Genomic DNA, 25625 nt, shown 5'->3' with positions numbered 1-25625 from the left:
GGCATGATAGAGCTCGAACAAGAAGATCCAATCCCGCAAGGCGACCTGGCCCTGCAAATCACCGCGCTCCCTCGCGAGACCAACGGCTTCGGCGATATTTTCGGTGGCTGGCTGGTGTCCCAGATGGACCTGGCCGGCACCGCCATGGCCAGCAAAGTGGCCGGCGGACGCGTGGCCACCGTGGCGATCGATCGCATGGCGTTCCTGGTGCCGGTGGCGGTGGGTGCGCAGCTTTCCTTTTATACCCAGGCGCTGGAAATCGGCCGCAGCTCGATCCAGATGATGGTCGAGGTCTGGAGCGACGACCCGCTGTCCAGTGAATGGCGCAAGGTGACCGAGGCGGTCTTTGTCTTTGTCGCCATCGACGGCAGCGGTCGTACCCGCTCGGTTCCGCCGCGCGCCCGTTAAACACGGCGGCCGTTTTGCGGTCCATTGCAGTCCCTGTTCCCGAGCGAGATTTGCAACATGCCTACGCCCAACGTCGAAGCGGTCAAACTGGATGAACTGAACGCCTGGCGCATCCGTCACGGTCAGGCCGAGTTGCTGGTGGCCCAGCAAGGCGCGCACATCCTCAGTTATCAAGTGGACGGCCAGCCGCCACTGATCTGGCTCAACGACCAGGCCACGTTCAAGGCCGGCAAGAGCATCCGCGCGGGCGTGCCGGTGTGCTGGCCGTGGTTCGGCAACCTGACGCGCAACCCCGACAGCGTACAGGCCATGCGTGTGAGCGACGACCCGGCCACGGCCCACGGCCTGGTGCGGGCGATGGATTGGGAATTGAAGGGCATCGAAGCCGAAGGTGAAAGCCTCAAGGTGGAGTTCGTGCTGCCCTACCCCGAGAATGGCCTTGCGGGCTGGCCTCACCAGGTGGACCTGACGCTGACCATCGTGATGGACGAGCAGCTGCACATCCGCCTCACCAGCCATAACCGTGGCAGCGAAACCGTCAGCCTCAGCCAGGCGCTGCACAGCTACTTCGCCGTGAGCGACGTACGCAACGTGCGGGTCGAAGGGGTGGATGGCTTGAGCTACATCGAGACCCTGGACGACTGGAATACCCACACCCAGGCCGGCGACCTGACATTTGCCAGCGAGACCGACCGCATCTACCTCGACACCCCGCCGACGCTGAGCATCATTGACCCGCACTGGGAACGACGGATCGAACTGAGCAGCAGCGGTTCGCGCTCGGCGGTGATCTGGAACCCCTGGACCGAACGCGCCAAGGCCTTCAGCGACATGGCCGACGATGGCTGGCAGCGCATGTTGTGCATCGAGACGGCGAATGTGATGGACGACGTGGTGACGTTGTTGCCACAGGCCAGCCATACCCTTGGCGTGAGCATCTGCAGCAAGCCCCTCTAAACCCCACCACAAAAACCACTGTGGGAGCGAGCTTGCTCGCGATAGCGGACGGACAGTCAACCTCAGCGTCGACTGACACACCGCCATCGCGAGCAAGCTCGCTCCCACATTGGGTTTCGCCCTACAAATCCGCTTCCTGCACCACCCTCACCTTCTCCGCCTCCAGCGCATACGCCGCACTCGCCAGGTCGTTGTCGACCTTTTCGATCTTCAGCGTGCCCGTCACCCAGAGCGGCGTGTAGATGTCGTCCAGCTTCAGGCCCTTGGGATAGCGCACCAGCACCAATTGGTTAGGCGGCGGTGGCGGGACGTGGATGCAGGCGCCAGGGTAGGGCACCAGGAAAAACAGCGTGCTGCGGCCCTTGGCGTCGGTTTCCAGCGGCACCGGGTACCCGCCGATGCGGATGTGCTTGTCGTTCATGGCCGCCACGGTCTTGGTCGAATACATCACCGCCGGCAAGCCCTTGCTTTGTTTCAGGCCGCCTTTTTCAGTGAAGGTGCCGTTGGCTTCCGGGGAGTTGTGGTCAATCTCGGGCATGGCCTCGAGGGCTTTCTGGTCCGACTTGGGCATCAGTTCGAGCCAGTCGGTTTCCGGCAGCTCGGCAGCATGGGCCAGGCCACTGCCCAGCAGAAGAAGGGTCAATACTAGACGGCGCATGGAAGGGCTCGGCAATGAATGGAAAGTGAAACGCCGAGCATTCTAGCCCCCTCGGCTCGCCACGCGGAGAGGGCCTTGCTGCATTTGGATCAGTTTCTTTTGATCAGGCCGTAGATCACCAGCAACACGATCGCGCCCACCAGGGCACCGATGAAACCTGCGCCTTGGCCGGCCTGGTAGATGCCCAGGGCCTGGCCGCCGTAAGTGGCCGCCAACGAACCGCCGATACCGAGCAGGATGGTCATGATCCAGCCCATGCTGTCATCGCCCGGTTTCAGGAAGCGCGCCAGCAGGCCAACGATCAAGCCGATAAAGATGGTTCCGATGATACCCATGGCATTTCCCCTCTCATTGAGTCGCTAAGCCAAAGCCCGGTCAGGCTTTGGCACTTAGCCATGAGAAAGATTAGCCGACGAATGGTTCCACCGCCGTTCCAGATTATTGTTCGGCGATCAGCGTCTCGACCTTGATGATCTGCTGGGCCAGCGTGGCCCGGTCAGCGCAGCGTAAGTTGGCGTGACCGACCTTGCGCCCGACCTTGAACGCCTTGCCATAGTGATGCAAATGGCAGTCGGCAATCGCCAGGACCTTGTCGCTGTCCGGGACCTTGCCGATGAAATTGAGCATCGCGCTTTCACCGACCTTGGCGGTCGACCCCAGTGGCAGCCCGGCCACCGCCCGCAGGTGGTTTTCGAACTGGCTGCACTCGGCGCCTTCGGTGGTCCAGTGCCCGGAGTTGTGTACCCGCGGTGCGATTTCGTTGGCCTTGAGGCCACCGTCCACTTCGAAGAACTCGAACGCCATCACGCCGACATAGTCCAGTTGCTTGAGCACCCGGCTGGAGTAGTCCTCGGCCAGGGCCTGCAACGGATGATCGGTGCTGGCGACGGACAGCTTGAGGATGCCGTCCTTGTGGGTGTTGTGCACCAGCGGATAGAAGCGGATCTCACCGTCGCGGGCACGCACGGCGATCAGCGAGACTTCCCCAGTGAACGGCACGAAACCTTCCAGCAGGCAGGCCACGCTGCCAAGCTCGGCAAATGTACCGACCACGTCTTCAGGCTTGCGCAGGACTTTCTGGCCCTTGCCGTCGTAACCCAGGGTACGGGTCTTGAGCACGGCGGGCAGGCCGATGGCGGCGACAGCAGCGTCCAGATCGGCCTGGGACTGAATGTCGGCGAAAGCCGGCGTGGGGATGCCCAGGTCCTTGAACATGTTCTTTTCGAACCAGCGGTCACGGGCGATCCGCAAGGCTTCGGCGCTCGGGTAGACCGGGACGAACTGGGACAGGAAGGCCACGGTTTCGGCCGGGACGCTTTCGAATTCGAAGGTCACCAGATCGACTTCATCGGCCAATTGGCGCAGGTGATCCTGGTCGCCGTAGTCGGCCCGCAGGTGTTCACCCAGCGCCGCGGCACAGGCATCAGGCGCCGGGTCCAGGAAAGCGAAGTTCATCCCCAGCGGCGTACCTGCCAGGGCCAACATGCGACCCAACTGGCCGCCACCGATTACACCGATCTTCATTCGTCAACAACCTCAGGCAATGCGTGGGTCTGGATTGTCCAGGACGCTGTCTGTCTGCTCAGCGCGGAATTTTTTCAGCACGGTATGAAACTGTGGGTGCTTGGCGCCCAGGATGCTCGCCGACAGCAGGGCCGCGTTGATCGCGCCGGCCTTGCCGATGGCCAGGGTCGCGACCGGGATACCGGCCGGCATCTGCACGATCGACAGCAACGAGTCGACCCCCGAGAGCATCGACGACTGGACCGGTACGCCCAGCACCGGCAGGTGGGTCTTGGCCGCGCACATGCCCGGCAAGTGGGCCGCGCCACCGGCACCGGCGATGATCACCTCGATGCCACGTGCCTCGGCCTCTTCGGCGTACTGGAACAGCAGGTCCGGGGTACGGTGGGCGGAGACCACTTTCACCTCGTAAGGGATGCCGAGCTTTTCCAGCATATCGGCGGTGTGGCTAAGGGTGGACCAATCGGACTTGGAGCCCATGATCACGCCAACCAGTGCACTCATCGTCGTGCCTCTTCTCTCTGGGCGCCCGCAGGCGCGTCAAAAAACAACAAGCCACGCAGGAAACCGGCGTGGCTTGTTGTACGAATTATGGCCGGGCGAACCGACCGAAGGCCGGGCAGTATACCGAAAATGGTGCGTTAAACGCACTTTCGCCGACCATCTGTCATTTGGGGTGAAGTGGCGGTTTTATTGACTCGCAGGTCAGCGAACCAACAACGCAAATCCCTGTGGGAGCGAGCTTGCTCGCGATAGCGGTAGGTCAGTCTATGCAACTGTGAATGTCAGGTCGTCATCGCGAGCAAGCTCGCTCCCACAAGGGGGTCCGCGTTGTTTTCAGGATCCGATGGCGCCCTGCGCCGCGCCGCCTTCGAGCTTGCGCCACAGCAACCGCACATTGGCCTTGCGCACCAGGGCGCAGCGGTACAGGCGGATCTCCAGGGGCACGTGCCATTGCGTGCCACCGCAGATCACCAGTTCGCCCCGGGCCAGTTCGGCGCGTACGCTCAGGTGCGGTACCCAGGCGATGCCCAGGCCTTCCAGGGCCATGCTTTTCAGGCTGTCGGCCATGGCCGTTTCGTAGATCGTGGTGAATCGCAGCGCCCGCTGGCGCAACAACTGGTTGACCGAGCGCCCGAGGAACGCCCCGGCGCTGTAGGCCAGCAGCGGCACGCTGGCCTCGCCTTCAAGGTCGAACAGCGGGTTGCCGTTGGCATCGGCGGCGCACACCGGGAGCATTTCGGTCTGGCCCAGGTGCAGCGACGGGAAGATCTCCGGGTCCATCTGCATGGCCGAATCCGGATCGTAAAAGGCCAGCATCAAATCGCAGCCACCTTCACGCAGGGCGTGGACAGCGTCGCCGACGTTGGTCGCCACCAGCCGCGTGGCGATGTTCATCCCTTCGTTGCGCAGTTGCGCGATCCAACGGGGGAAGAAGCCCAGCGCCAAGGAGTGGGCGGCGGCCACTTGGATGACTTCGCCCTGCCCGCCTTCCAGGTGATGCAAATGGCGCAGCACTTCGCCCAATTGCTCCACCACGGTACGTGCCGTCACCAGGAACAACTGCCCCGCCGCCGTAAGCTCGACGGGCGTACGGGAACGGTTGACCAGGGTCAGCCCCAGCGCAGCCTCAAGGCTGCGAATTCGCCGGCTGAATGCCGGTTGCGTCACGAAACGCCGCTCGGCCGCCTGGGAGAAACTGCGGGTCGCGGCCAGGGCACTGAAGTCCTCGAGCCATTTGCTTTCAAGATTCATCACGTCCTCCCCTACACGCACCAAAACAGGTCACACGTTCGCCGCACCGTCGGCGTCACACCGGCATTATGCCGAATATGCATAGGCCAGTGTTTAACAGCATTGGCCCTATTTTTTCCCAGAGCCTAGGATCCACAGCGTTCCGGCTCAGACCGGGTCCTTATCGAGATGATTTCCGTCATGTCCTCCGCTGCATCATTCCGCACAGAAAAAGACCTGCTTGGCGTACTCGAAGTACCAGCGCAAGCGTATTACGGCATCCAGACCCTACGAGCGGTAAACAACTTCCGTCTCTCCGGTGTCCCGATCTCGCATTACCCCAAGCTGGTGGTCGGTCTGGCAATGGTCAAACAGGCCGCCGCTGACGCCAACCGCGAACTGGGGCAGCTCAGCGAAGCCAAGCACGCCGCCATCAGCGAAGCCTGTGCACGATTGATCCGCGGCGACTTCCACGAAGAATTCGTGGTGGACATGATCCAGGGCGGCGCCGGCACGTCGACCAACATGAATGCCAACGAAGTCATCGCCAACATCGCGCTGGAGGCCATGGGCCACCAGAAAGGCGAGTACCAGTACCTGCACCCCAACAACGACGTGAACATGGCGCAGTCCACCAACGACGCCTACCCGACCGCGATCCGCCTGGGTCTGCTGCTGGGTCACGACGCGTTGCTGGCCAGCCTCGACAGCCTGATCCAGGCGTTCGCCGCCAAGGGCGAAGAATTCAGCCACGTCCTGAAAATGGGCCGCACCCAGCTGCAGGATGCCGTGCCGATGACCCTCGGCCAGGAATTCCGCGCCTTCGCCACCACCCTGAGCGAAGACCTGGCACGCCTGAAAACCCTGGCGCCTGAACTGCTCACCGAAGTGAACCTGGGTGGCACCGCCATCGGCACCGGTATCAACGCCGATCCGCGCTACCAGGCCCTGGCCGTGCAGCGCCTGGCGACCATCAGCGGCCAGCCGTTGGTTCCGGCCGCCGACCTGATCGAAGCCACCTCCGACATGGGCGCCTTCGTGCTGTTCTCCGGCATGCTCAAGCGCACCGCGGTCAAGCTGTCGAAGATCTGCAACGACCTGCGCCTGCTGTCCAGCGGCCCACGCACCGGCATCAACGAAATCAACCTGCCGGCCCGCCAGCCAGGCAGCTCGATCATGCCCGGCAAGGTCAACCCGGTGATCCCGGAAGCGGTCAACCAAGTGGCATTCCAAATCATCGGCAACGACCTGGCCCTGACCATCGCGGCCGAAGGCGGCCAACTGCAACTGAACGTGATGGAGCCGCTGATCGCCTTCAAGATCTTCGACTCGATCCGCCTGCTGCAACGGGCCATGGACATGCTGCGCGAACACTGCATCGTCGGCATCACCGCCAACGAAGCGCGCTGCCGTGAACTGGTCGAGCACTCGATCGGCCTGGTCACCGCCCTGAACCCGTACATCGGCTATGAAAACGCCACCCGCATCGCCCGTGTTGCCCTGGAAAGTGGCCGCGGCGTGCTGGAACTGGTGCGCGAAGAAGGCTTGCTCGACGACGCCATGCTCGACGACATCCTGCGCCCGGAAAACATGATTGCTCCGCGTCTGGTCCCGCTCAAAGCGTGATCGACACGGCCACCGCTCACCAGGTCGAGGGACTAGACACCTCTCACCTTTTGAGGGCTTGGGGATCTTCCCCAAGCCCTTTTTTTAATGGATAGCAGCCAGGGATGACCGAACCTGTGGGAAGGAACCTGCTCGCGATAAACGACGACGCGCTGCCCGTTGTAAACCGTGTCGCCAGCCAACGCGAGCAGGCTCGCCCCCACAAGAACCTGACCGTAAGGCCAGGTGTTTCAAAGGGTCCGCTTCGTCGGACGCACCACAACTGTGCAGACGGGCACCGCACTGATAGGTATAGTGCCGCCCCTCTTCGCATGAGCGGTCGTCCGCAACGAGACCCTTAAACATGCGAAAACCGAACTAATAACAAACCCGCGAAAATGGACCGGGACGAAACTTCGCCTCACCTGTCGGGCCGCGCGCCGACCGATGTAACGCGATATTTCCAAATGGCCAGCATTTGCTTAAACAAAAAACAGCGAGGAATACTCATGCTCGAAGTCATCAACGACTTCCTATCAGGGAAAGTGCTGATCGTGCTCATTGTCGGGCTCGGTGGCTACTTCACGATCCGCTCGCGTTTCGTCCAGTTCCGTCACTTCTTCCACATGTTCACGGTGTTCCGTGACAGCCTGAAAAGCAGCACCGACCAGCTCAGTTCCTTCCAGGCTCTGATGCTCAGCCTGGCCGGTCGTGTCGGCGCGGGCAACATCGCCGGTGTCGGCATCGCCGTGACCCTCGGTGGGCCTGGTGCGGTGTTCTGGATGTGGGTAACCGCCCTGGTCGGTATGTCCAGCAGCTTCTTCGAGTGCTCCCTCGGCCAGCTCTACAAGCGCTGCGACTCCGAAGGCCAGTACCGTGGCGGCCCGTCCTATTACATCCAGCACGGCCTGCAGAAACGCTGGTTGGGCATGATCATGGCGTTCCTGCTGCTGGTCACCTTCGGCTTCGCCTTCAACGGCCTGCAAGCCCACGCAGTGACCCACTCCCTGAACAACGCTTTCGGCTTCGACACCACCTACACCGGCCTTGGCCTGGCGGTGCTGCTGGGCCTGGTGTTCATCGGCGGAATCAAGCGCATCGCCAAGGTTGCCGACCTGCTGGTACCGGTCAAGACCCTGGCGTACATCGCCGTGACCCTCTACGTGATCGTGCTGCAGTTCGAACATGTACCGGGCATGCTGGTGACTATCGTCAAGAGCGCCTTCGGTCTGGACCAGGCCTTCGGCGGCCTGATCGGCAGCGCCATCGTCATGGGCGTCAAGCGTGGCGTGTTCGCCAACGAAGCCGGCCTGGGCAGTGCGCCTAACGTCGCCGCCGTCGCGTCGGTCGAGCACCCGGTCGCCCAGGGCGTAGTCCAGGCGTTCAGCGTGTTCCTGGACACCTTCGTGATCTGCACCTGCACCGCGTTGCTGATCCTGCTGTCGGGCTTCTACACCCCGGGCTTCGAAGGCGACGGCATTGCCCTGACCCAGAACTCCCTGGCGGCCGTCGTGGGTGACTGGGGCCGGATATTCATCTCCGTGGCCCTGTCGTTGTTCGTGTTCACCTCGATCCTCTACAACTACTACCTGGGCGAGAACAACCTGCGTTTCATGATCGGTGACAATCGCAAGGCCCTGATGGGCTACCGCGCGCTGGTCCTGGCCCTGATTTTCTGGGGCGCCATCGAAAACCTCGGCACCGTGTTCGCTTTCGCCGACATCACCATGACCCTGCTGGCGTTCGTGAACCTGATCGCGCTGTTCCTGCTGTTCAAGGTCGGCATGCGCATCCTGCGCGACTACGATGACCAGCGTTCGGCCGGCATCAAGGTTCCGGTGTTCGACTCCAGCAAGTTCCCGGACCTGGATCTGGACCGCAAGGCCTGGCCTGCCAACCCATCGGCGCCCGTTGCCCAGCCTGACGCCGCTTCGGCTGGCGTGACCGCAGCGCAACGCTGATCGGTAACAAGCTGCCTGGAAAAAACCGGACGCATCCCCTGCGTCCGGCGTGACACAACCTAAGGTCGGCGTCATGCTCGGCCTTATGTTGTGGCAGCGAAGTAACGCTGCCGTTTTCGTCCTCGGAGAACAACCATGAACCCCTCGACCTACCCTGCCGCCCAGCACGTCATGGTGCTCTACACCGGCGGCACCATCGGCATGCATGCCAGTGCCCACGGCCTGGCCCCGGCATCCGGTTTCGAAGCGCGGATGCGCGATTACCTGCACAGCCAACCCGAACTCGTCGTGCCGCAATGGCGCTTCCGGGAAATGTCGCCGTTGATCGACAGCGCCAACATGACCCCGGCCTATTGGCAGCAACTGCGCGAAGCGGTGGTCGATGCCGTGGACGTGCAGGGCTGCGACAGCGTACTGATCCTGCACGGCACCGACACCCTGGCCTACAGCGCCGCAGCGATGAGCTTCCAACTGCTGGGCCTGCATGCGCGGGTCTGCTTCACCGGCTCGATGCTGCCCGCCGGCGTGACCGACAGCGACGCCTGGGAAAACCTCAGCGGCGCCCTGGTCGCCCTCGGCCAGGGCCTGGCGCCAGGCGTGCACTTGTACTTCCACGGTGAGCTGCTGGCGCCGACCCGTTGCGCGAAGGTGCGCAGCTTCGGTCGTCATCCGTTCAAGCGCCTGGAACGCCAGGGCGGCGGCACCCCGGCGCCGACCCTGCCAACGCAGTTGAACTACAACCAGCCCAAGCAACTGGCGAACATCGCGGCGCTGCCGCTGTTTCCCGGCATCAGTGCGCAGATCCTCGATGGCCTGCTGGGCAGCGGTATCCAGGGCCTGGTGCTGGAATGCTACGGCAGCGGCACCGGGCCGAGCGACAACCCGGCCTTCCTCGCCAGCCTCGAGCGGGCGCGGGACAGCGGCGTGGTGGTCGTGGCGGTGACCCAATGCCACGAAGGTGGCGTCGAGCTGGATGTGTATGAAGCCGGTAGCCGCTTGCGCGGTGTCGGCGTGCTATCCGGCGGCGGCATGACCCGCGAGGCCGCGCTCGGCAAGTTACAGGCGCTGATTGGCGCCGGCCTGCCGGTGGAAGAGGTTCGGCGGCTGGTAGAGCTGGATCTGTGTGGCGAGCTTATCTGACACCGGCAATCCCTGTGGGAGCGAGCTTGCTCGCGATAGCGGGCTGACAGTCGACTTCAGCGGCGACTGACACACCGCCATCGCGAGCAAGCTCGCTCCCACATTGGGTATTGTATTGAGCTTCCTATTTTCATCCGGCATATAACTTGCTCCGTTTCCAGCTTCCCCTGGCTGGAAACGGACATGCTTCATTCCCACCTCACCACCCTCAACGCCGTCTCGCTGGTACTGAGCACCTTTAAAAGCGAAGGCTTGCCCAGTGATGCCTTGTTGGCCGGCAGCGGCATCAGCGCGGCGGACCTGAGCCGGGCCGATACGCGCATCACCACCAACCAGGAGATGCAGGTCTGCGCCAACGCCGTGGCCCTCAAGCGCGACATCGGCCTGGAATTGGGCCTGCGCATGCACGTTTCGTCCTACGGCATGCTCGGCTATGCCCTGCTCACCAGTGCCACCTTAGGTGACGCTTTGCGCCTGGCACTGCGCTATCCGGCGCTGTTGGGAACACTCTACGAGCTGAATCTAGACGACGATGGCGAGCACATCTGGTTCAGCGCCAGCGATTATCGGGAGAACCCGGCCCTGGCGGTGTTCAATGCCGAGTTCTGCATGGTTTCGCTGAAGGTGATCTGCAATGACCTCCTCGGCCATGCACTGCCGTTGCACGCCGCACGCTTCGAACACCCGGCGCCCGATTACCAGGCGCGCTACACCGCGCTCTTCGACTGCCCGGTGCGCTTCGACAGCATCGATAACGCTTTCGCCTTCGACCGTCACTGGCTCGAGCAACCCTTGCCCCTGGCCGACCCCATCACCCATCACGCCATGGCCGAACGCTGTCGCCGGCAGAACACCGAATTCACCGGACGCCAAGCCTGGCTGGGACGGATCCGCCAATTGCTCGACGCCCAACTGGACGCCGCCCCCGGCCTGGAAGGCCTGGCCGAACAGATGAATTGCTCGGCGCGCACCTTGCGCCGCCACCTCAAGGACCTGGGCTGCAGCTACCAGGAGCTGCTGGACGAACTGCGCTTCGAGCGGGCCAAGCAGATGCTCTGCGAGGACCAATTGCCGATCTATCGAATCGCCGAACGACTGGGCTTCAGCGAAACCGCCAGCTTCCGCCATGCCTTCGTGCGCTGGAGCGGCGTGGCACCCAGCCAGTTCAGGGCCTGAATCAGCGCGTTCGTATACAGCGAGCCCCGTTTGGACCGGGACACGGCTACACCTTGAGGCCGGGGGTGTCTGTGCTGACGCCATCGCGAGCAAGCTCGCTCCCACAGGGGTTGGGGCTGCTCGCAACATTTGTGAACACTGGCAATCCTCTGTGGGAGCGAGCTTGCTCGCGATGGCGACCCGGTCAGCGCCGCAAAAACGCCTGATGCAACGCTTCCACCGTCTGGAAGTGATACGCCGGGCGCTCGGTGCTGAGTTCTTCGTGGCTGCCAAACCCATACCCGACCGCTGCCGCATCCAGGCCATTGCTGTGGGCACCGATCAGGTCGTGTTTGCGGTCGCCGATCATCAGGGTGCTGGCCGGGTCGAGGCCTTCTTCGGCCAGCAGGTGGGCGATCAGCTCGACCTTGTTGGTACGGGTGCCGTCCAGTTCGCTGCCGTAGATCACCTTGAAATGCCGGGCGAAGTCGAAGTGGCGGGCGATTTCCCGGGCGAAGACCCAGGGTTTGGACGTGGCGATGTACAACTGGCGCCCTTGGCCGCCCAAGGTTTCCAGCAGCGGCATCACGCCGTCGAAGACACGGTTCTCATAAAGGCCGGTGACCTTGAACCGCTCACGATAGAAATTCACCGCCTCCCAGGCCTTCGCTTCGTCGAAGTCATAGAACTGCATGAAGGCCTGCAACAGCGGCGGGCCGATGAAGTGCTCGAGGCGGGTGAGGTCGGGCTCGTCGATGCCCAATTTGCTCAGGGCGAACTGGATCGAACGGGTGATGCCCTCGCGCGGGTCGGTGAGGGTGCCGTCGAGGTCGAAGAGTACGGTTTGGTAATGCATGGCAGTTCCTGGGGAATATCACTGACAAGCGGGAGCAAGCTCCCTCGCCACGATGAATGAGGGGATGGCAGGCGACCCCATCAGGCCTGGTCGTAACCTTCGGCCAGATGCAGGTCCTTGAGCTTCACGTAGTTCGCCGCGCTGTAGGTGAAAAACGCGCGTTCCTTGTCTGTCAGCGGCCGGACCTGTTTCACCGGGCTGCCCACGTACAAAAAGCCGCTTTCCAGGCGCTTGCCCGGCGGTACCAGGCTGCCGGCGCCGATGATCACGTCATCTTCCACCACCGCGCCGTCCATGACGATGCTGCCCATGCCGATCAGGATCCGGCTGCCCACCGAACAACCATGGAGCATGACTTTGTGGGCAATGGTCACGTCGTCACCGATCAGCAACGGGAAGCCATCCGGATTGAAGGGCCCGGCGTGGGTGATGTGCAGCACACAACCATCCTGGACGCTGGTACGCGCACCGATACGGATGCGGTGCATGTCGCCGCGAATGACCGTCAGCGGCCAGACGGAGCTGTCTTCGCCGATTTCGACGTCGCCGATCACCACCGCGGTGCTGTCGACAAAAGCGCCACGGGCTAGCCGCGGGCTGTGGTTCTGGTACGTGCGAAGGGTCACGATAGGCTCTCTCTTATCCGGTGATAGGCGCTGCTAGCTGCGGTGAGCGCCGATTGTAATTAAGATGGGCCAATGTTTCTTCCAGCCAAGGTGTCGACCGTGAGCGTGAACAACCCTCTTTTGCAGCCCTATGACCTGCCGCCATTCTCGGCGATCCGTGCCGAGCACGTGCAACCGGCCATCGAGCAGATCCTGGCTGATAACCGTGCGGCCATTGCCGAAATCCTCAAGACCCAAGTCCAGCAGCCTACCTGGGCCGGCCTGGTTTTGGCGATGGACGAGCTCAATGATCGCCTGGGCGCCGCCTGGAGCCCGGTCAGTCATTTGAACGCCGTGCGCAACAGCCCGGAACTGCGCGAAGCCTACGAGGCCTGCCTGCCGGCGCTGAGTGCCTACTCCACCGAACTGGGCCAGAACCGCGAACTGTTCCAGGCCTTCGAAGCCTTGGCGAACAGCCCGGAAGCCGCCGGCTTCGACGTGGCGCAGAAAACCATCCTCGAACATTCCCTTCGTGATTTCCGCCTGTCGGGTATCGACCTGCCGCCCGAGCAGCAGAAGCGCTACGCCGAGGTGCAGAGCAAACTGTCCGAGCTGGGCAGCCGCTTCTCCAACCAACTGCTGGACGCGACCCAGGCCTGGACCAAGCACGTCACTGACGAAGCCGCCCTCGCCGGCCTGACCGATTCGGCCAAGGCACAAATGGCCGCGGCCGCCCAGGCCAAGGAGCTGGACGGCTGGCTGATCAACCTGGAATTCCCCAGCTACTACGCGGTGATGACCTACGCCGAAGACCGCGCCCTGCGCGAAGAGGTCTACGCCGCCTACTGCACCCGCGCCTCGGACCAGGGCCCGAATGCCGGCCAGAACGACAACGGCCCGGTGATGGAACAGATCCTCGACCTGCGCCAGGAGCTGGCCCAATTGCTCGGTTTCGCCAACTTCGCCGAGTTGAGCCTGGCGACCAAGATGGCCGAGTCCAGCGATCAGGTCCTCAGTTTCCTGCGTGACCTGGCCAAGCGCAGCAAGCCGTTCGCCGCCCAGGACCTGGAACAGCTCAAGGCCTATGCCGCCGAACAGGGCTGCCCCGACCTGCAAAGCTGGGACAGCGGCTTCTACGGTGAAAAACTGCGCCAGCAGCGTTACAGCGTGGCCCAGGAAGCCCTGCGCGCCTATTTCCCGATCGACAAGGTGCTGAGCGGCCTGTTCGCCATCGTCCAGCGTCTCTATGGCATCGAGATCGCCGAACTGAAAGGCTTCGACAGCTGGCACCCAGACGTGCGCCTGTTCGAAATCAAGGAGAACGGCCAGCACGTCGGCCGCTTCTTCTTCGACCTCTATGCCCGCGCCAACAAGCGTGGCGGCGCCTGGATGGACGGTGCCCGCGACCGTCGTCGCACCTTCGAAGGCGTCCTGCAAAGCCCCGTCGCGAACCTGGTGTGCAACTTCACCCCGGCCGACAGCGGCAAGCCGGCGCTGCTGACCCACGATGAAGTCACCACCCTGTTCCACGAGTTCGGCCATGGCCTGCACCACCTGCTGACCCGCGTCGAACACGCTGGCGTGTCCGGCATCAACGGCGTGGCCTGGGATGCGGTGGAACTGCCGAGCCAGTTCATGGAGAACTGGTGCTGGGAACCCGAAGGCCTGGCGCTGATTTCCGGCCACTACGAAACCGGCGAACCACTGCCCCAGGACCTGCTGGAAAAAATGCTCGCGGCGAAAAACTTCCAGTCCGGCCTGATGATGGTCCGTCAGCTGGAGTTCTCGCTGTTCGACTTCGAGCTGCACGCCACCCACGGCGATGGCCGCAGCGTGCTGCAAGTGCTCGAAGGCGTGCGCGACGAGGTGTCGGTCATGCGCCCACCGGCCTACAACCGCTTCCCCAACAGCTTCGCCCACATCTTCGCCGGCGGGTACGCCGCGGGCTATTACAGCTACAAGTGGGCGGAAGTGCTGTCGGCCGATGCCTTCTCCAAGTTCGAAGAGGACGGCGTGCTCAACGCCGACACCGGGCGTGCCTTCCGTGAGGCGATCCTGGCCCGTGGCGGCTCCCAGGAACCGATGGTGCTGTTCGTCGACTTCCGTGGCCGTGAGCCATCGATTGACGCACTCTTGCGCCATAGCGGCCTGAGTGAGGACGCGGCAGCATGAGTGAAGGGCCTGTGATTACCAAACGACGCTTCATCGCCGGGGCGGTCTGCCCGGCGTGCAGTGAGCCGGACAAGTTGATGATGTGGAACGAAGACGGCGTGCCGCACCGCGAATGCGTGGCCTGCGGTTATGCCGACACGCTCAACGAGCAAGGCCTGTCGGTGCCCAAGGAATTGGGCACCCGTGTGAACACCCCGGCGCCCAAGGTGCCGGACGCCAAGGTCCAGGCGGTGCAGTTTTTCCCCAACCCCAAGTTGAAGAAAAAGACCGACTGACATCTGCGGCATCACCTTCCGGGCCGCCCGGCCCGGAAGCGATACATATTTACCGCCGGGCCCGGGCCCTTCCTTTACAGACTGTCCAGCCAGTACAGACTGACAGGAAGGTTCCCATGCTCGACGCTGACAATCCGCTGTTGCAGGCCTATGACCTGCCCCCGTTTGCCCACATCCAGGCCCGGCATTTCTCCCCGGCCCTGGACCGGATCCTGGTGGAAAGTCGCGCTCAAGTGGCCGACATCATCAAGACCCAGACCCCCTTTCCCACCTGGGATGACCTGGTGCTGGCCATGGACGAAATCCATGGGCGCCTGGAGAGTTTCGGCTACCTGCTGCATCTCCTGACCACGACCAGGCCAGGGGCGGCCTGGGCGCAGGCTTCCCTGGAATGCACTGAGCGGCTGCATGACTTTCAGGTTGAACTCAAACAACACCCCACGCTGTTCACGCTTTACCAGCGCTTGGCAGATAGCCAGATCGCCGAGCATTTCACCCCGGCTCGCAAACGGGTCCTGAAGAAAATCCTCGGCCAGTTTCACCAGAACAGATCGGCAGAACACCTGTCGGCCGACCTGAATCTGTTGAAGTTGCGCATCAACGAGCTCCAGGGGTTGTTCCTGGAAAACCTGCACATGGCCAATCAGGCCTGGAGCAAAGCGTTTGACGATAAAGCCCCGCTGAGCGGCCTGCCGTCGCGCTTCAAACAGCAGATGGCCCAGCGGGCACGCGACGCCGGGCGCACGGGATGGTTGCTGACGCTCAGCGAGGAATCGTTTGGCGTCGTCACTCAATACGCCGACAACCGCGCCCTACGTCAGCAGATGTACGAGGCCTACAGCACACGCGCATCGGATCAGGGCCCCCAGGCGGGCCATTTCGACAACAGCGACATCCTCAGGCAGTTGTTGGAAGACCGTCATCGCTACGCCACCGTCCTGGGCTATGGGGATTTCGCTCAAATGGCGATCGAGCCCGAGCAAGCCGTGTCGACCGAAGAAGTCCTGGCGTTCCTGCGGGCCCAACTCAAACGACAGCACGGCGCTTTCGAGCGGGACGCGCGCCAGCTCAAGGCCTTTGCCACGCAACAGGGTTTCAACGAACTCCAGCCGTGGGACTACCCCTACCTGGCGAATCAACTTCGCCAGCAGGCAGCGGGCCTTTCCAAGGAAGCGCTGAGCGTCTGGTTCCCCTTGGAATCCACCTTCGCACAGCTACTGCTGATGGCGACGGAGCTGTTCGGGGTGAGCTTCACCGAGCGACACGACGTGGCGACCTGGCACCCGGAGGTGCGTCTTTTCGAAGTCAGCGAATGGGGAGCGGTCATCGGCTACCTCTATTTCGATCCGTTTGCGGATTCAAGCCGAGACGGTTACCCCCATACCACCACCCTGCGCAGCCGCCGCATCACCGCCGAGGGACGCCCGCGACACCCCATTGCGACGCTGCATGGCTGGCTGCCGCGCGGCGTAGGGGCGGACCCGGTCCTGCTCGATCATCTGCAACTGCGGATTCTTTTCCATGAGTTCGGCCATTGCCTGCAGCATGTCCTGACCCGTGCCGAATACCGTGACCTGTCGGGCATCTCTGGCCTGTCCCGCGATACTGCCGAGTTTGCCGGGGTATTGTTCGAGCAATGGTGCTTCTCCAGGCAATGCCTGATGCGTGTCTCCAGGCACTATCAAACCGGGGCGACGATGCCTGACAAGGTCGCCGGTCAACTGCTGACCTTTGCCACCACCCAGGCCAGTTGGGAAACCGCCGTGCTGTTGCGCAACGCGTTATTCGATATGGAGCTGCACCGCACCCACGGCGATGGGCGGACCGTCCAGCAGGTGTTCGATCAAGCCAGTGCGCAGGTGGGGCATTTGCCGGTGTCCGCGAACGAGCGCTGGCCCAATGGCCTGGATTACCTGGTGACCGGCTATGGCGCGCGGATCTACGCCTATGCCTGGTCGAAGGCACTGGCCGCCAACGTGTTCCAGCGATTCCAGCGGGACGGGCTGTTCAACCCGGCAACAGGGCGGGCACTGCGCGAAACCATTTTTGCCCCGGGCGACTTGCGACCGTTGTCCGAATCCATCGCCGCCTTTACCGGCGCGCCGCCGATCAATGCTGCGGCAGCGCCACCTGGGGGTCGAGGTGCTGCGCCGGCGTCGTTGAATTGACCCAGCTTTCCAAGGAGCAAAGGGCAAAGACGCTGGTGCTGCAATCGCCGTTCGCCAGTGCCGTGCGGAGTTTTTCCACATCGGCCTGCATCATGTAGCGCACCCCGTCCTTGAAGTGATGACTGTCACCGAAGCCACCTTCGGTCATTTCATTCAGGGCGTCTTCTTTGCTCCAGCCCTGGACCACCACCCGGTACATGGCGGCCACCAGCCCGGTGCGGTCCGAGCCGTGCTTGCAGTGCATCAGCACCGGCCCCTTGGCTTCGGCCGCCTGGACGGCGCGCAAGGCCCTGAGTATGTCGCTGTCATCGACGTGATTGGTGCGATAGGGCAACTGCACTTGTTCGATGCCGGGGGTGGACAGCCAGCGCTTATCCGACTCCGGCAGGAAGGTGATGACCGTGCCGATCCTGAGCTTCGTCAGCAAGGGCACCGCCCCGCCGTCCGGCAGGGAACTGCGGTAGAGCGTCGGTGACATCTGGTAGAGGTTGTAGTCCTTTTCCACCGGCTGCGCCCATTCAGCGGGCCTCGCCTCAGGGGAATCGGCCGCTTGAGCGGGTACCTCGGCCAGCCCGGTGAGCAAGGCCAGGCAGAGCAACGAACGGGAGCAGAACTTGAACATGCACGGACGACCGAAAATGAAGAAATACGAGAGGTTCAGTCTCGTCTCGCTGCGGTTAAAAGCCTGTGAGGAGAACGTCAAAGCCGTGTGAACGCCGATCCGGTATTTGAGCTGCTGAATGGCACTGGTCTTAATCGAACACAGCGAATACTGTATGCACATACAGCTTTCGGAGTATTCCCATGCCAGCCCCCCTTCCACCGCGCGGCCGCGGCACCGCGACCAACCCGCACAACCGCTTCGCCCCGAGTCGCTCGGTGGCCGAAGATGACGGCTGGTATCAGGAAGTCCCGCAGACCCAGGGCACCGAAGTGCGCATCGAAACGGCGAAGACCATCATTACCCGCAACACCTCGTCCGATATCCCGTTCGACCGCTCGATCAACCCGTACCGAGGCTGCGAGCACGGCTGCATCTACTGCTATGCACGACCCAGCCATGCCTATTGGGACCTGTCGCCGGGGCTTGATTTCGAAACGAAGCTGATCGCCAAGACCAATGCCGCCGATGTGCTGGAAGAGCAATTGTCCCGGCGCGGCTATCAATGCGCACCGATCGCGCTGGGGTCCAACACCGATCCTTATCAGCCTATCGAGCGCGAACAACGGATAACCCGCCGGATTCTCGAGGTGCTGCTGCGTTATCGGCATCCGGTGACCATTGTCACCAAAGGTTCGCTGATCCTGCGCGACCTGGACCTGCTGACCGAGCTGGCGCAACAACGCCTGGTGCACGTGATGATCAGCCTCACCACCCTGGACGATGAACTCAAGCGCATTCTCGAACCCCGCGCGGCGGCGCCCAAGGCGCGGCTGCGGGCGATCAAGGTCATGCGCGAGGCGGGGATTGCCGTGGGAGTGCTGTGCGCCCCGATGATCCCGATGATCAACGACCGCGAGATCGAGAGCCTGCTGGCCGAAGCCCACGCCGCTGGCGCGCAGAATGCCGCCTACGTCATGCTGCGCCTGCCGCTGGAAGTCGCGCCGCTGTTCGAGCAGTGGTTGCAGGCGCATTACCCGCAACGCGCCGCCCACGTGCTGAGCCTGGTGCGCCAGAGCCGCGGTGGCGAACTGTATGACAGCCGCTTCGGTGCGCGGATGCGCGGCGAAGGCCCGTTCGCCGACCTGCTGGCCCAGCGATTCGCCAAGGCACTCAAGCGCCTGGGACTGGAGCGCCGCGACGGATACAATCTTGACTGCGATGCCTTCTGTCCGCCGGGCCGACAGATGTCGTTGATTTGATTAAAGTTGACCCTGGAACGGCTACTGGACATGAACTGCGCCAGCGTTTCGCCACCCCTGAAATCGTTGTCCTAGAGCCTTCGATTTCAGTTTGAGTTAAGTTTCGGCCGCTACCTTGTTCAGCGAGTGACTGACAGGTCGGGGATTACGACCTGGACGTATTTTAACCAGCCACTGGCGTCATACCGTCAAAAGAGGATGAATCATGAGTGACAAGGATAAACAGCCGTTGGCTGCGTCGGCTTCAGCCCAACCCGAGGCGGAAACCGCCGATGCAGCGCTGCAGCATATTGTTGACGGCTTTTTGCATTTCCATCACGAGATCTTTCCGCAACAGGAAGAACTCTTCAAGAAACTCGCCACCGCCCAAGCCCCCCGGGCGATGTTCATCACCTGCGCCGATTCGCGCATCGTGCCCGAGTTGATCACCCATAGTTCCCCCGGCGACCTGTTCGTGACCCGTAACGTCGGCAACGTCGTGCCGCCTTACGGGCAGATGAACGGCGGGGTCTCCACCGCCATCGAATACGCCGTGCTGGCCCTCGGTGTGCAACACATCATTGTCTGTGGCCATTCCGACTGCGGCGCCATGCGTGCCGTGCTCAACCCCGACACCCTGGAAAAAATGCCCACGGTCAAGGCCTGGCTGCGCCATGCCGAAGTGGCCAAGACCATGGTCCATGACAACTGCCCGTGCGGCGACGAAAAACAGACCATGCCCATTCTCACCGAAGAGAACGTGATCGCGCAGCTGCAGCATTTGCGAACGCATCCCTCGGTAGCGTCGCGCATGGCCAGCGGTCAGTTGTTCATCCATGGCTGGGTGTACAACATCGAGACCAGCGAGATCAAAGCCTTTGATGCGGACCAGGGACGTTTCCTGCCGCTCGATGGCAGCCATCCGATACCGGTGGCGACGCCCAAAGCGCGCTTCTAACCACTCCTAATCATCCTTGCATGGTTCAAGCCTTACCGCTGTTTGCGCGGTAGGGCCTCGCCATGCCTGAAGAAAACTTCGGGAGAGTCGCCATGCGTGCTGCTCAACTAAAAGCTGTACTGCCACGGGAGCTATTGGCTTCGGTGGTTGTGTTTCTGGTGGCCCTGCCTTTGTGCATGGGCATCGCCATCGCCTCTGGCCTGCCACCGGCCAAAGGTTTGATCACCGGCATCATCGGTGGTTTGGTGGTGGGTTTCCTGGCCGGCTCGAAGCTGCAAGTCAGTGGCCCGGCCGCCGGCTTGGCGGTGTTGGTCTTCGAGCTGGTGCGCCAGCATGGCGTGGCGATGCTCGGGCCGATCCTGTTGCTGGCCGGTCTGCTGCAATTGTTGGCCGGGCGTTTTCGCCTGGGCTGCTGGTTCCGGGTCACCGCGCCGGCCGTGGTGTACGGCATGCTCGCAGGTATTGGCGTGCTGATCATACTGTCCCAGGTCCATGTGATGCTCGACGCCGCGCCCAAGCCTTCCGGGCTGGATAACCTGGCGGCGTTCCCGGCGGCAGTGGCCCAGGCCTTGCCGTCCTTCGGCTGGCAGGCGGGCCTGCTCGGTCTGTCGACGATTGCGGTGATGTGGCTGTGGGAAAAGTTTCGCCCCCACAGTCTGCGCTTCGTTCCCGGTGCTTTGCTGGGTGTCGGCCTGGCGACCGTCGCCAGCCTGCTGCTGGCCTTGCAGGTCAAGCGGGTGGAAGTGCCGGAGAACATGGCTGAAGCCATTGATTGGCTGCGCCCGGCGGACCTGCTGAACCTGGCCGACCCGACACTGCTGATCGCCGCGTTCGCGGTGGCTTTCATCGCCAGCGCCGAAACCCTGCTGTCAGCGGCCGCCGTGGATCGCATGCACAGCGGTGAACGGGCGGACTTTGACCGGGAACTGTCGGCACAAGGTATCGGCAACATGCTCTGCGGCCTGCTCGGCGCCTTGCCGATGACCGGGGTGATCGTGCGCAGCTCGGCCAACGTCCAGGCCGGGGCCACCACGCGGATGTCGACGATTTTCCACGGTCTGTGGTTGCTGCTGTTCGTGCTGTTGCTGTCCAGCGTGCTGCAAAGCATTCCGGTGGCGAGCCTGGCGGGTGTGCTGGTCTACACCGGTTTCAAACTGGTAGACCTCAAGGCGTTTCGCAGCCTGGGCCGTTATGGCCGGATGCCGATGTTCGTTTACGCCGCGACGGCGTTGGCGATCATCTTCACCGACCTGCTGACCGGTGTGCTGATTGGCTTCGGCCTGACCCTGGCGAAACTGGCCTGGAAAGCCTCGCGCCTGAAAATCAGCCTGATCGACCTGCCCCAGGAAGGTGAGATGGAACTGCGCCTGGTCGGAGCCGCCACCTTCCTCAAGGTGCCGGCATTGACCCAGGTACTGGGCACCATACCGACCGGCGCCACCGTGCATGTGCCGCTCAATAACCTGAGCTACATCGACCACTCGTGCCTGGAGTTGCTGGAAGAATGGGGCCGGGCGAATGCCAGCAAGGGTTCGAAGCTGCTGATCGAATCCCGCGGACTCAAGCGTAGGTTGGAGGGGCGGTTGCGCACGACCGTGGGGGTTGGCGCGGCGTCCGCCTGACACCCAAGAAACCCTGTGGGAGCGAGCTTGCTCGCGATGGCGGTGTATCAGCCAACTGTGATGTTGCTGGTCCAATACAATCGCGAGCAAGCTCGCTCCCACAAAGGTTTTAAGTTGTTCTGATGGATCAAGCCGCCGGCTGATCCAGCTCCAGTCCCACGCCCAGACGACGGGACATGCACGGCCAGCGCTTCCAGGCCGCGCCGGTTTGCGGGCTGCTGAGCTTCTCGCGGTAGGTTTCTACCGACTCCAATGCAAACGTCTCGTCGTTGAGCATCTCATCGAACGTGTGATGGACCACTTCATCGAGTTGGTTGGCAAATGCCTCACCGATCAACTGGTGAGCGATCAGATTGGCGACCGTCATGTCCAAGGGGATCAATGGCTGGCCGAAATGCTTGATGTACAGGTCGTTGACCTCTTCGACGAACCGATGGGCCAGGTAGGCTTCGTCCAGGAGGCTGTCGAGCCCGACATGCCCGGCCATGATGGTCGGCGGCTGGAGGAAGTACTGTTCGGCAATCTTCAGTACCGGTTTGATCTGCGACTCGATACCCGCCTCCCTGGCGACATCATTGGCGGCATCCAGCAGGTCGGGGACTTCATCAATGTAGGCGGCGACAAAACGCGCCAGGACGTCGTTGGCGTTCGCGTCCGGCAATTGAATGGCTCGGTGCAGGTTCGGCAGTTGGGCCGTCAACTGACGGCTCAACTGGCCGGTCTCGGCTTCGTGTTGTTGGGCTTTTTGGATCTGCTCGCGCAATGCGGCGGTGTTCATGACAACTCCAGGAAACAAAGGCAAAGAAATAGGGAAGACATAACTTAGCTGGCCCAAAAACACTCCTAAGACCTATTTTTCATAACCGCCTCATCCTTGCTGCGTCGCAGTTATATCGGTTTGCCATCACTCAGGCTCGCATCCTTCTCCATTCGTGGGCTCTAGCGCAAGCCCCGGCTGTTTCAAACGATTTACGCCATCGCGTTGCGAGGTTGCAGGTGCTGTCTATACTCGGGTTGGAATGGAGTTAGCTGATGAACCCGATACATAGGCAGCAAGGCACGGCGGTCGAGTTCGTAGTCTGATGTAGCCGCTCTCCCTTGCCGCAGGCGTTACGCCTACGGGATAACAAGAACGATAAGGGGAACCCGCAATGACGCGACATCCACACGTATGGATGGGCCTCCTGTTGTGGTCGATTTTCAGCCAGGCACAAGCGGCCTGGACTGTGAATATGGCGCCTGGAGCGACACAGATCAGCAACGCAGTGTTCGACCTGCACATGACCATCTTCTGGATCTGTGTGGTCATCGGCATCATCGTCTTCGGCGCCATGTTCTGGTCGATGATGATGCACCGCCGTTCAACCGGCCAGAATGCCGCGCATTTCCACGAAAACACTCGCGTCGAAATCCTCTGGACCATCGTGCCCTTCGTGATCCTGGTGCTGATGGCGATTCCCGCCACCGCCACCTTGATCAAGATGTACGACTCCAGCGAGTCGGACATCGATATCCAGATCACTGGCTATCAATGGAAGTGGCACTACAAGTACCTGGGCCAGGACGTCGAGTTCTTCAGCAACCTGGCGACCCCCGCCGAACAGATCCATAACCAGAGCGCCAAGGGCGAGCATTACCTGCTGGAGGTCGACAAGCCGCTGGTGCTGCCGGTCGATGCCAAGGTGCGCTTTCTGGTGACCTCCGCCGACGTGATCCACTCCTGGTGGGTGCCGGCCTTCGCGGTCAAGCGCGATGCGATCCCCGGGTTCGTCAACGAAGCCTGGACCCGTGTCGACAAGCCCGGCCTGTACCGCGGCCAATGCGCCGAGCTGTGCGGCAAGGACCACGGTTTCATGCCGATCGTGGTGGAGGTCAAGAGCAAGCCCGACTATGAAAAATGGCTGGGCGAACGCAAGGCCGAAGCCGCGCAGCTCAAAGAGCTGACCAGCAAGGAATGGACGCTCGAAGAACTCAAGGAACGTGGCGACAAGGTCTACCACACCACCTGCGTGGCCTGTCACCAGGCCGAAGGCCAGGGTCTGCCACCGATGTTCCCGGCGCTCAAGGGTTCGAAGATCGCCACCGGGCCCAAGGCTGATCACCTGAGCCTCGTCTTCCACGGCAAGCCCGGCACGTCCATGGCCGCGTTCGGCAAGCAGCTGTCGGAAGTCGATATCGCCGCGGTCGTGACCTATGAACGTAACGCCTGGGGCAACAACAAGGGCGACATGGTTACGCCTAAAGAAGTGCTGGAACTCAAACAGGCGGAAAGCAAATGAGCCGGCCTGACGTGTGTTCCCGTAACCGGTCGGGGCTCATCGCCCCGCGCCGTCCAGCCCACTCGTTCGAAGGAGACAGGACATGAGTGCTGTGATCGATGACCACGGTCATGCCGGTGCCGACCACGCCCACGGCCCCGCCAAGGGCCTGATGCGCTGGGTGCTGACCACCAACCACAAGGATATCGGCACGCTGTACCTGTGGTTCGCTTTCTCAATGTTCCTGCTGGGCGGTTCGTTCGCCATGGTGATCCGCGCCGAGCTGTTCCAGCCCGGCCTGCAGATCGTGCAGCCGGAATTCTTCAACCAGATGACCACCATGCACGGCCTGGTGATGGTCTTCGGCGCGGTGATGCCGGCGTTCGTCGGCCTCGCCAACTGGATGATCCCGCTGATGATCGGCGCGCCGGACATGGCCCTGCCGCGCATGAACAACTTCAGCTTCTGGCTGTTGCCGGCGGCGTTCCTGATGCTGGTGTCAACGCTGTTCACCCCGGGGGCGGGCCGAACTTCGGCTGGACCTTCTACGCACCACTGTCCACCACCTATGCGCCGGAAAGCGTGACGTTCTTCATCTTCGCCATCCACCTGATGGGCATCAGCTCGATCATGGGCGCGATCAACGTGATCGCCACCATCCTCAACCTGCGAGCCCCCGGCATGACCCTGATGAAAATGCCGCTGTTCGTCTGGACCTGGCTGATCACCGCGTTCCTGCTGATCGCGGTGATGCCGGTGCTGGCCGGCTGCGTGACGATGATGCTGATGGACATCCACTTCGGCACCAGCTTCTTCAGTGCCGCCGGTGGCGGTGACCCGGTGCTGTTCCAGCACGTGTTCTGGTTCTTCGGCCACCCCGAGGTGTACATCATGATCCTGCCGGCCTTCGGTGCCGTCAGCTCGATCATCCCGGCGTTCTCGCGCAAGCCGTTGTTCGGCTACACCTCGATGGTCTACGCCACGGCCGCCATCGCGTTCCTGTCGTTCATCGTCTGGGCGCACCACATGTTCGTGGTCGGCATTCCGCTGGTGGGCGAGCTGTTCTTCATGTACGCCACCCTGCTGATCGCCGTGCCCACCGGGGTGAAGGTGTTCAACTGGGCCAGCACCATGTGGCAAGGCTCGCTGACCTTCGAGACGCCGATGCTGTTTGCCGTGGCGTTCGTGATCCTGTTTTCCATCGGTGGTTTCTCCGGGCTGATGCTGGCCATCGCCCCGGCGGACTTCCAGTACCAGGACACCTACTTCGTGGTCGCGCATTTCCACTATGTGCTGGTGCCCGGCGCGATCTTCGGGATCTTCGCCTCGGCCTACTACTGGCTGCCGAAATGGACCGGCCACATGTACGACGAAACCCTCGGCAAGCTGCACTTCTGGCTGTCGTTCATTGGGATGAACCTGGCGTTCTTCCCGATGCACTTCGTCGGCCTGGCCGGCATGCCCCGGCGGATTCCCGACTACAACCTGCAGTTCGCCGACTTCAACATGGTCTCCTCCATCGGCGCGTTCATGTTCGGCACCACGCAGATCTTCTTCCTGTTCATCGTGATCAAGACCATCCGCGGCGGCCCACCCGCACCGGCCAAGCCTTGGGACGGTGCCGAAGGGCTGGAGTGGAGCGTGCCGTCGCCGGCGCCGTACCACACCTTTACTACGCCGCCGGAAGTGAAATAGATGACACCGGGGCCTTATGTGGGAGCGAGCTT

The 25625-nt window shown here is 62.3% G+C and carries 22 protein-coding genes and 1 pseudogene; 14 read left to right on the top strand and 9 right to left on the bottom strand.

What is annotated here, in order from left to right; translation table 11 throughout:
* Positions 1 to 3 precede the first annotated feature (3 nt).
* Complete coding sequence (locus tag ACZ5M5_RS00570; RefSeq protein ID WP_003177184.1) at positions 4 to 408, top strand: acyl-CoA thioesterase; 405 nt, start codon at positions 4 to 6, stop codon at positions 406 to 408.
* A gap of 57 nt (positions 409 to 465) precedes the next feature.
* Positions 466 to 1365 carry a D-hexose-6-phosphate mutarotase gene (locus tag ACZ5M5_RS00565; RefSeq protein WP_464738436.1) on the top strand — a complete coding sequence of 300 codons (900 nt, stop codon included), beginning with the start codon at positions 466 to 468 and terminating at the stop codon, positions 1363 to 1365.
* A gap of 121 nt (positions 1366 to 1486) precedes the next feature.
* On the opposite strand, the gene ACZ5M5_RS00560 is transcribed toward ACZ5M5_RS00565, so the two are convergent.
* The 5 genes from ACZ5M5_RS00560 to ACZ5M5_RS00540 all read right to left on the bottom strand — a co-directional run bounded on the left by ACZ5M5_RS00560 (position 1487) and on the right by ACZ5M5_RS00540 (position 5302).
* A complete protein-coding gene (locus tag ACZ5M5_RS00560) occupies positions 1487 to 2023 on the bottom strand; it encodes a DUF3299 domain-containing protein (RefSeq protein ID WP_013691991.1) in 537 nt (178 codons plus the stop codon).
* 89 nt (positions 2024 to 2112) lie between these two features.
* The gene (locus tag ACZ5M5_RS00555; protein WP_003187057.1) at positions 2113 to 2358 is read right to left on the bottom strand and encodes a GlsB/YeaQ/YmgE family stress response membrane protein; all 246 of its coding nucleotides are present in this window, start codon (positions 2356 to 2358) and stop codon (positions 2113 to 2115) included.
* A 103-nt stretch (positions 2359 to 2461) separates the two neighbouring features.
* Positions 2462 to 3547 (bottom strand): 5-(carboxyamino)imidazole ribonucleotide synthase, encoded by a 1086-nt coding sequence (locus ACZ5M5_RS00550; protein ID WP_060739813.1) that lies wholly within the window; start codon positions 3545 to 3547, stop codon positions 2462 to 2464.
* 12 nt (positions 3548 to 3559) lie between these two features.
* Positions 3560 to 4051, bottom strand: coding sequence for a 5-(carboxyamino)imidazole ribonucleotide mutase (gene purE, locus ACZ5M5_RS00545; RefSeq protein WP_003196369.1), 492 nt, complete (start codon positions 4049 to 4051; stop codon positions 3560 to 3562).
* A 333-nt stretch (positions 4052 to 4384) separates the two neighbouring features.
* Positions 4385 to 5302 (bottom strand): LysR substrate-binding domain-containing protein, encoded by a 918-nt coding sequence (locus ACZ5M5_RS00540; RefSeq protein ID WP_060739814.1) that lies wholly within the window; start codon positions 5300 to 5302, stop codon positions 4385 to 4387.
* 180 nt (positions 5303 to 5482) lie between these two features.
* Here ACZ5M5_RS00540 and aspA point away from each other — a divergent pair, with 180 nt between their 5' ends.
* From aspA to ACZ5M5_RS00520, 4 genes are all read left to right on the top strand, one after another.
* Complete coding sequence (gene aspA, locus ACZ5M5_RS00535) at positions 5483 to 6907, top strand: aspartate ammonia-lyase (RefSeq protein ID WP_003196363.1); 1425 nt, start codon at positions 5483 to 5485, stop codon at positions 6905 to 6907.
* A gap of 488 nt (positions 6908 to 7395) precedes the next feature.
* Positions 7396 to 8847, top strand: a complete 1452-nt coding sequence (locus ACZ5M5_RS00530; protein WP_060739815.1) for an alanine/glycine:cation symporter family protein — start codon at positions 7396 to 7398, stop codon at positions 8845 to 8847.
* Between the two features lie 135 nt (positions 8848 to 8982).
* Positions 8983 to 9987 (top strand): asparaginase, encoded by a 1005-nt coding sequence (locus ACZ5M5_RS00525; RefSeq protein ID WP_464738435.1) that lies wholly within the window; start codon positions 8983 to 8985, stop codon positions 9985 to 9987.
* A gap of 183 nt (positions 9988 to 10170) precedes the next feature.
* A complete protein-coding gene (locus tag ACZ5M5_RS00520) occupies positions 10171 to 11163 on the top strand; it encodes an AraC family transcriptional regulator (protein WP_103308928.1) in 993 nt (330 codons plus the stop codon).
* A gap of 184 nt (positions 11164 to 11347) precedes the next feature.
* Here the strand turns inward: ACZ5M5_RS00520 and ACZ5M5_RS00515 are convergent, their stop codons facing one another.
* Both ACZ5M5_RS00515 and ACZ5M5_RS00510 read right to left on the bottom strand, forming a co-directional pair.
* The gene (locus tag ACZ5M5_RS00515; protein WP_060739818.1) at positions 11348 to 11998 is read right to left on the bottom strand and encodes an HAD family hydrolase; all 651 of its coding nucleotides are present in this window, start codon (positions 11996 to 11998) and stop codon (positions 11348 to 11350) included.
* Between the two features lie 80 nt (positions 11999 to 12078).
* Entirely contained in the window at positions 12079 to 12624 is a 546-nt protein-coding gene (locus tag ACZ5M5_RS00510; protein WP_060739819.1) for a gamma carbonic anhydrase family protein, read from the bottom strand.
* A gap of 99 nt (positions 12625 to 12723) precedes the next feature.
* Between ACZ5M5_RS00510 and prlC the strand changes: the two genes are divergently transcribed.
* From prlC to ACZ5M5_RS00495, 3 genes are all read left to right on the top strand, one after another.
* Positions 12724 to 14775, top strand: a complete 2052-nt coding sequence (gene prlC / locus ACZ5M5_RS00505; RefSeq protein ID WP_060743100.1) for an oligopeptidase A — start codon at positions 12724 to 12726, stop codon at positions 14773 to 14775.
* Positions 14772 to 15050, top strand: coding sequence for a YheV family putative zinc ribbon protein (locus ACZ5M5_RS00500; RefSeq protein ID WP_060739820.1), 279 nt, complete (start codon positions 14772 to 14774; stop codon positions 15048 to 15050). The genes prlC and ACZ5M5_RS00500 overlap by 4 nt, the downstream gene beginning before the upstream one ends.
* A 116-nt stretch (positions 15051 to 15166) precedes the next feature.
* Positions 15167 to 17218: a M3 family metallopeptidase gene (locus tag ACZ5M5_RS00495; RefSeq protein ID WP_464738434.1), complete on the top strand. Its 2052-nt coding sequence runs from the start codon at positions 15167 to 15169 to the stop codon at positions 17216 to 17218.
* On the opposite strand, the gene ACZ5M5_RS00490 is transcribed toward ACZ5M5_RS00495, so the two are convergent.
* Complete coding sequence (locus tag ACZ5M5_RS00490) at positions 17160 to 17840, bottom strand: phosphatase domain-containing protein (RefSeq protein WP_464738433.1); 681 nt, start codon at positions 17838 to 17840, stop codon at positions 17160 to 17162. The genes ACZ5M5_RS00495 and ACZ5M5_RS00490 overlap by 59 nt on opposite strands.
* A gap of 182 nt (positions 17841 to 18022) precedes the next feature.
* Between ACZ5M5_RS00490 and ACZ5M5_RS00485 the strand changes: the two genes are divergently transcribed.
* The 3 genes from ACZ5M5_RS00485 to ACZ5M5_RS00475 all read left to right on the top strand — a co-directional run bounded on the left by ACZ5M5_RS00485 (position 18023) and on the right by ACZ5M5_RS00475 (position 21640).
* Positions 18023 to 19081: a PA0069 family radical SAM protein gene (locus ACZ5M5_RS00485; RefSeq protein WP_464738432.1), complete on the top strand. Its 1059-nt coding sequence runs from the start codon at positions 18023 to 18025 to the stop codon at positions 19079 to 19081.
* 205 nt (positions 19082 to 19286) lie between these two features.
* On the top strand, positions 19287 to 20018 hold the full coding sequence (locus tag ACZ5M5_RS00480; RefSeq protein WP_060739823.1) for a carbonic anhydrase: 732 nt from the start codon (positions 19287 to 19289) through the stop codon (positions 20016 to 20018).
* 92 nt (positions 20019 to 20110) lie between these two features.
* A complete protein-coding gene (locus tag ACZ5M5_RS00475) occupies positions 20111 to 21640 on the top strand; it encodes a SulP family inorganic anion transporter (protein ID WP_060739824.1) in 1530 nt (509 codons plus the stop codon).
* Between the two features lie 127 nt (positions 21641 to 21767).
* Here the strand turns inward: ACZ5M5_RS00475 and ACZ5M5_RS00470 are convergent, their stop codons facing one another.
* Positions 21768 to 22418 carry a hypothetical protein gene (locus ACZ5M5_RS00470; protein WP_464738431.1) on the bottom strand — a complete coding sequence of 217 codons (651 nt, stop codon included), beginning with the start codon at positions 22416 to 22418 and terminating at the stop codon, positions 21768 to 21770.
* 373 nt (positions 22419 to 22791) lie between these two features.
* Between ACZ5M5_RS00470 and coxB the strand changes: the two genes are divergently transcribed.
* Both coxB and ctaD read left to right on the top strand, forming a co-directional pair.
* The gene (gene coxB, locus ACZ5M5_RS00465) at positions 22792 to 23919 is read left to right on the top strand and encodes a cytochrome c oxidase subunit II (RefSeq protein WP_060739826.1); all 1128 of its coding nucleotides are present in this window, start codon (positions 22792 to 22794) and stop codon (positions 23917 to 23919) included.
* An 82-nt stretch (positions 23920 to 24001) separates the two neighbouring features.
* Positions 24002 to 25593 (top strand): annotated as a pseudogene (gene ctaD / locus ACZ5M5_RS00460) (cytochrome c oxidase subunit I).
* Positions 25594 to 25625 lie beyond the last annotated feature (32 nt).

Source organism: Pseudomonas sp. Van50 (assembly GCF_055390755.1).
This window is presented reverse-complemented; position numbering and strand designations above follow the sequence as displayed.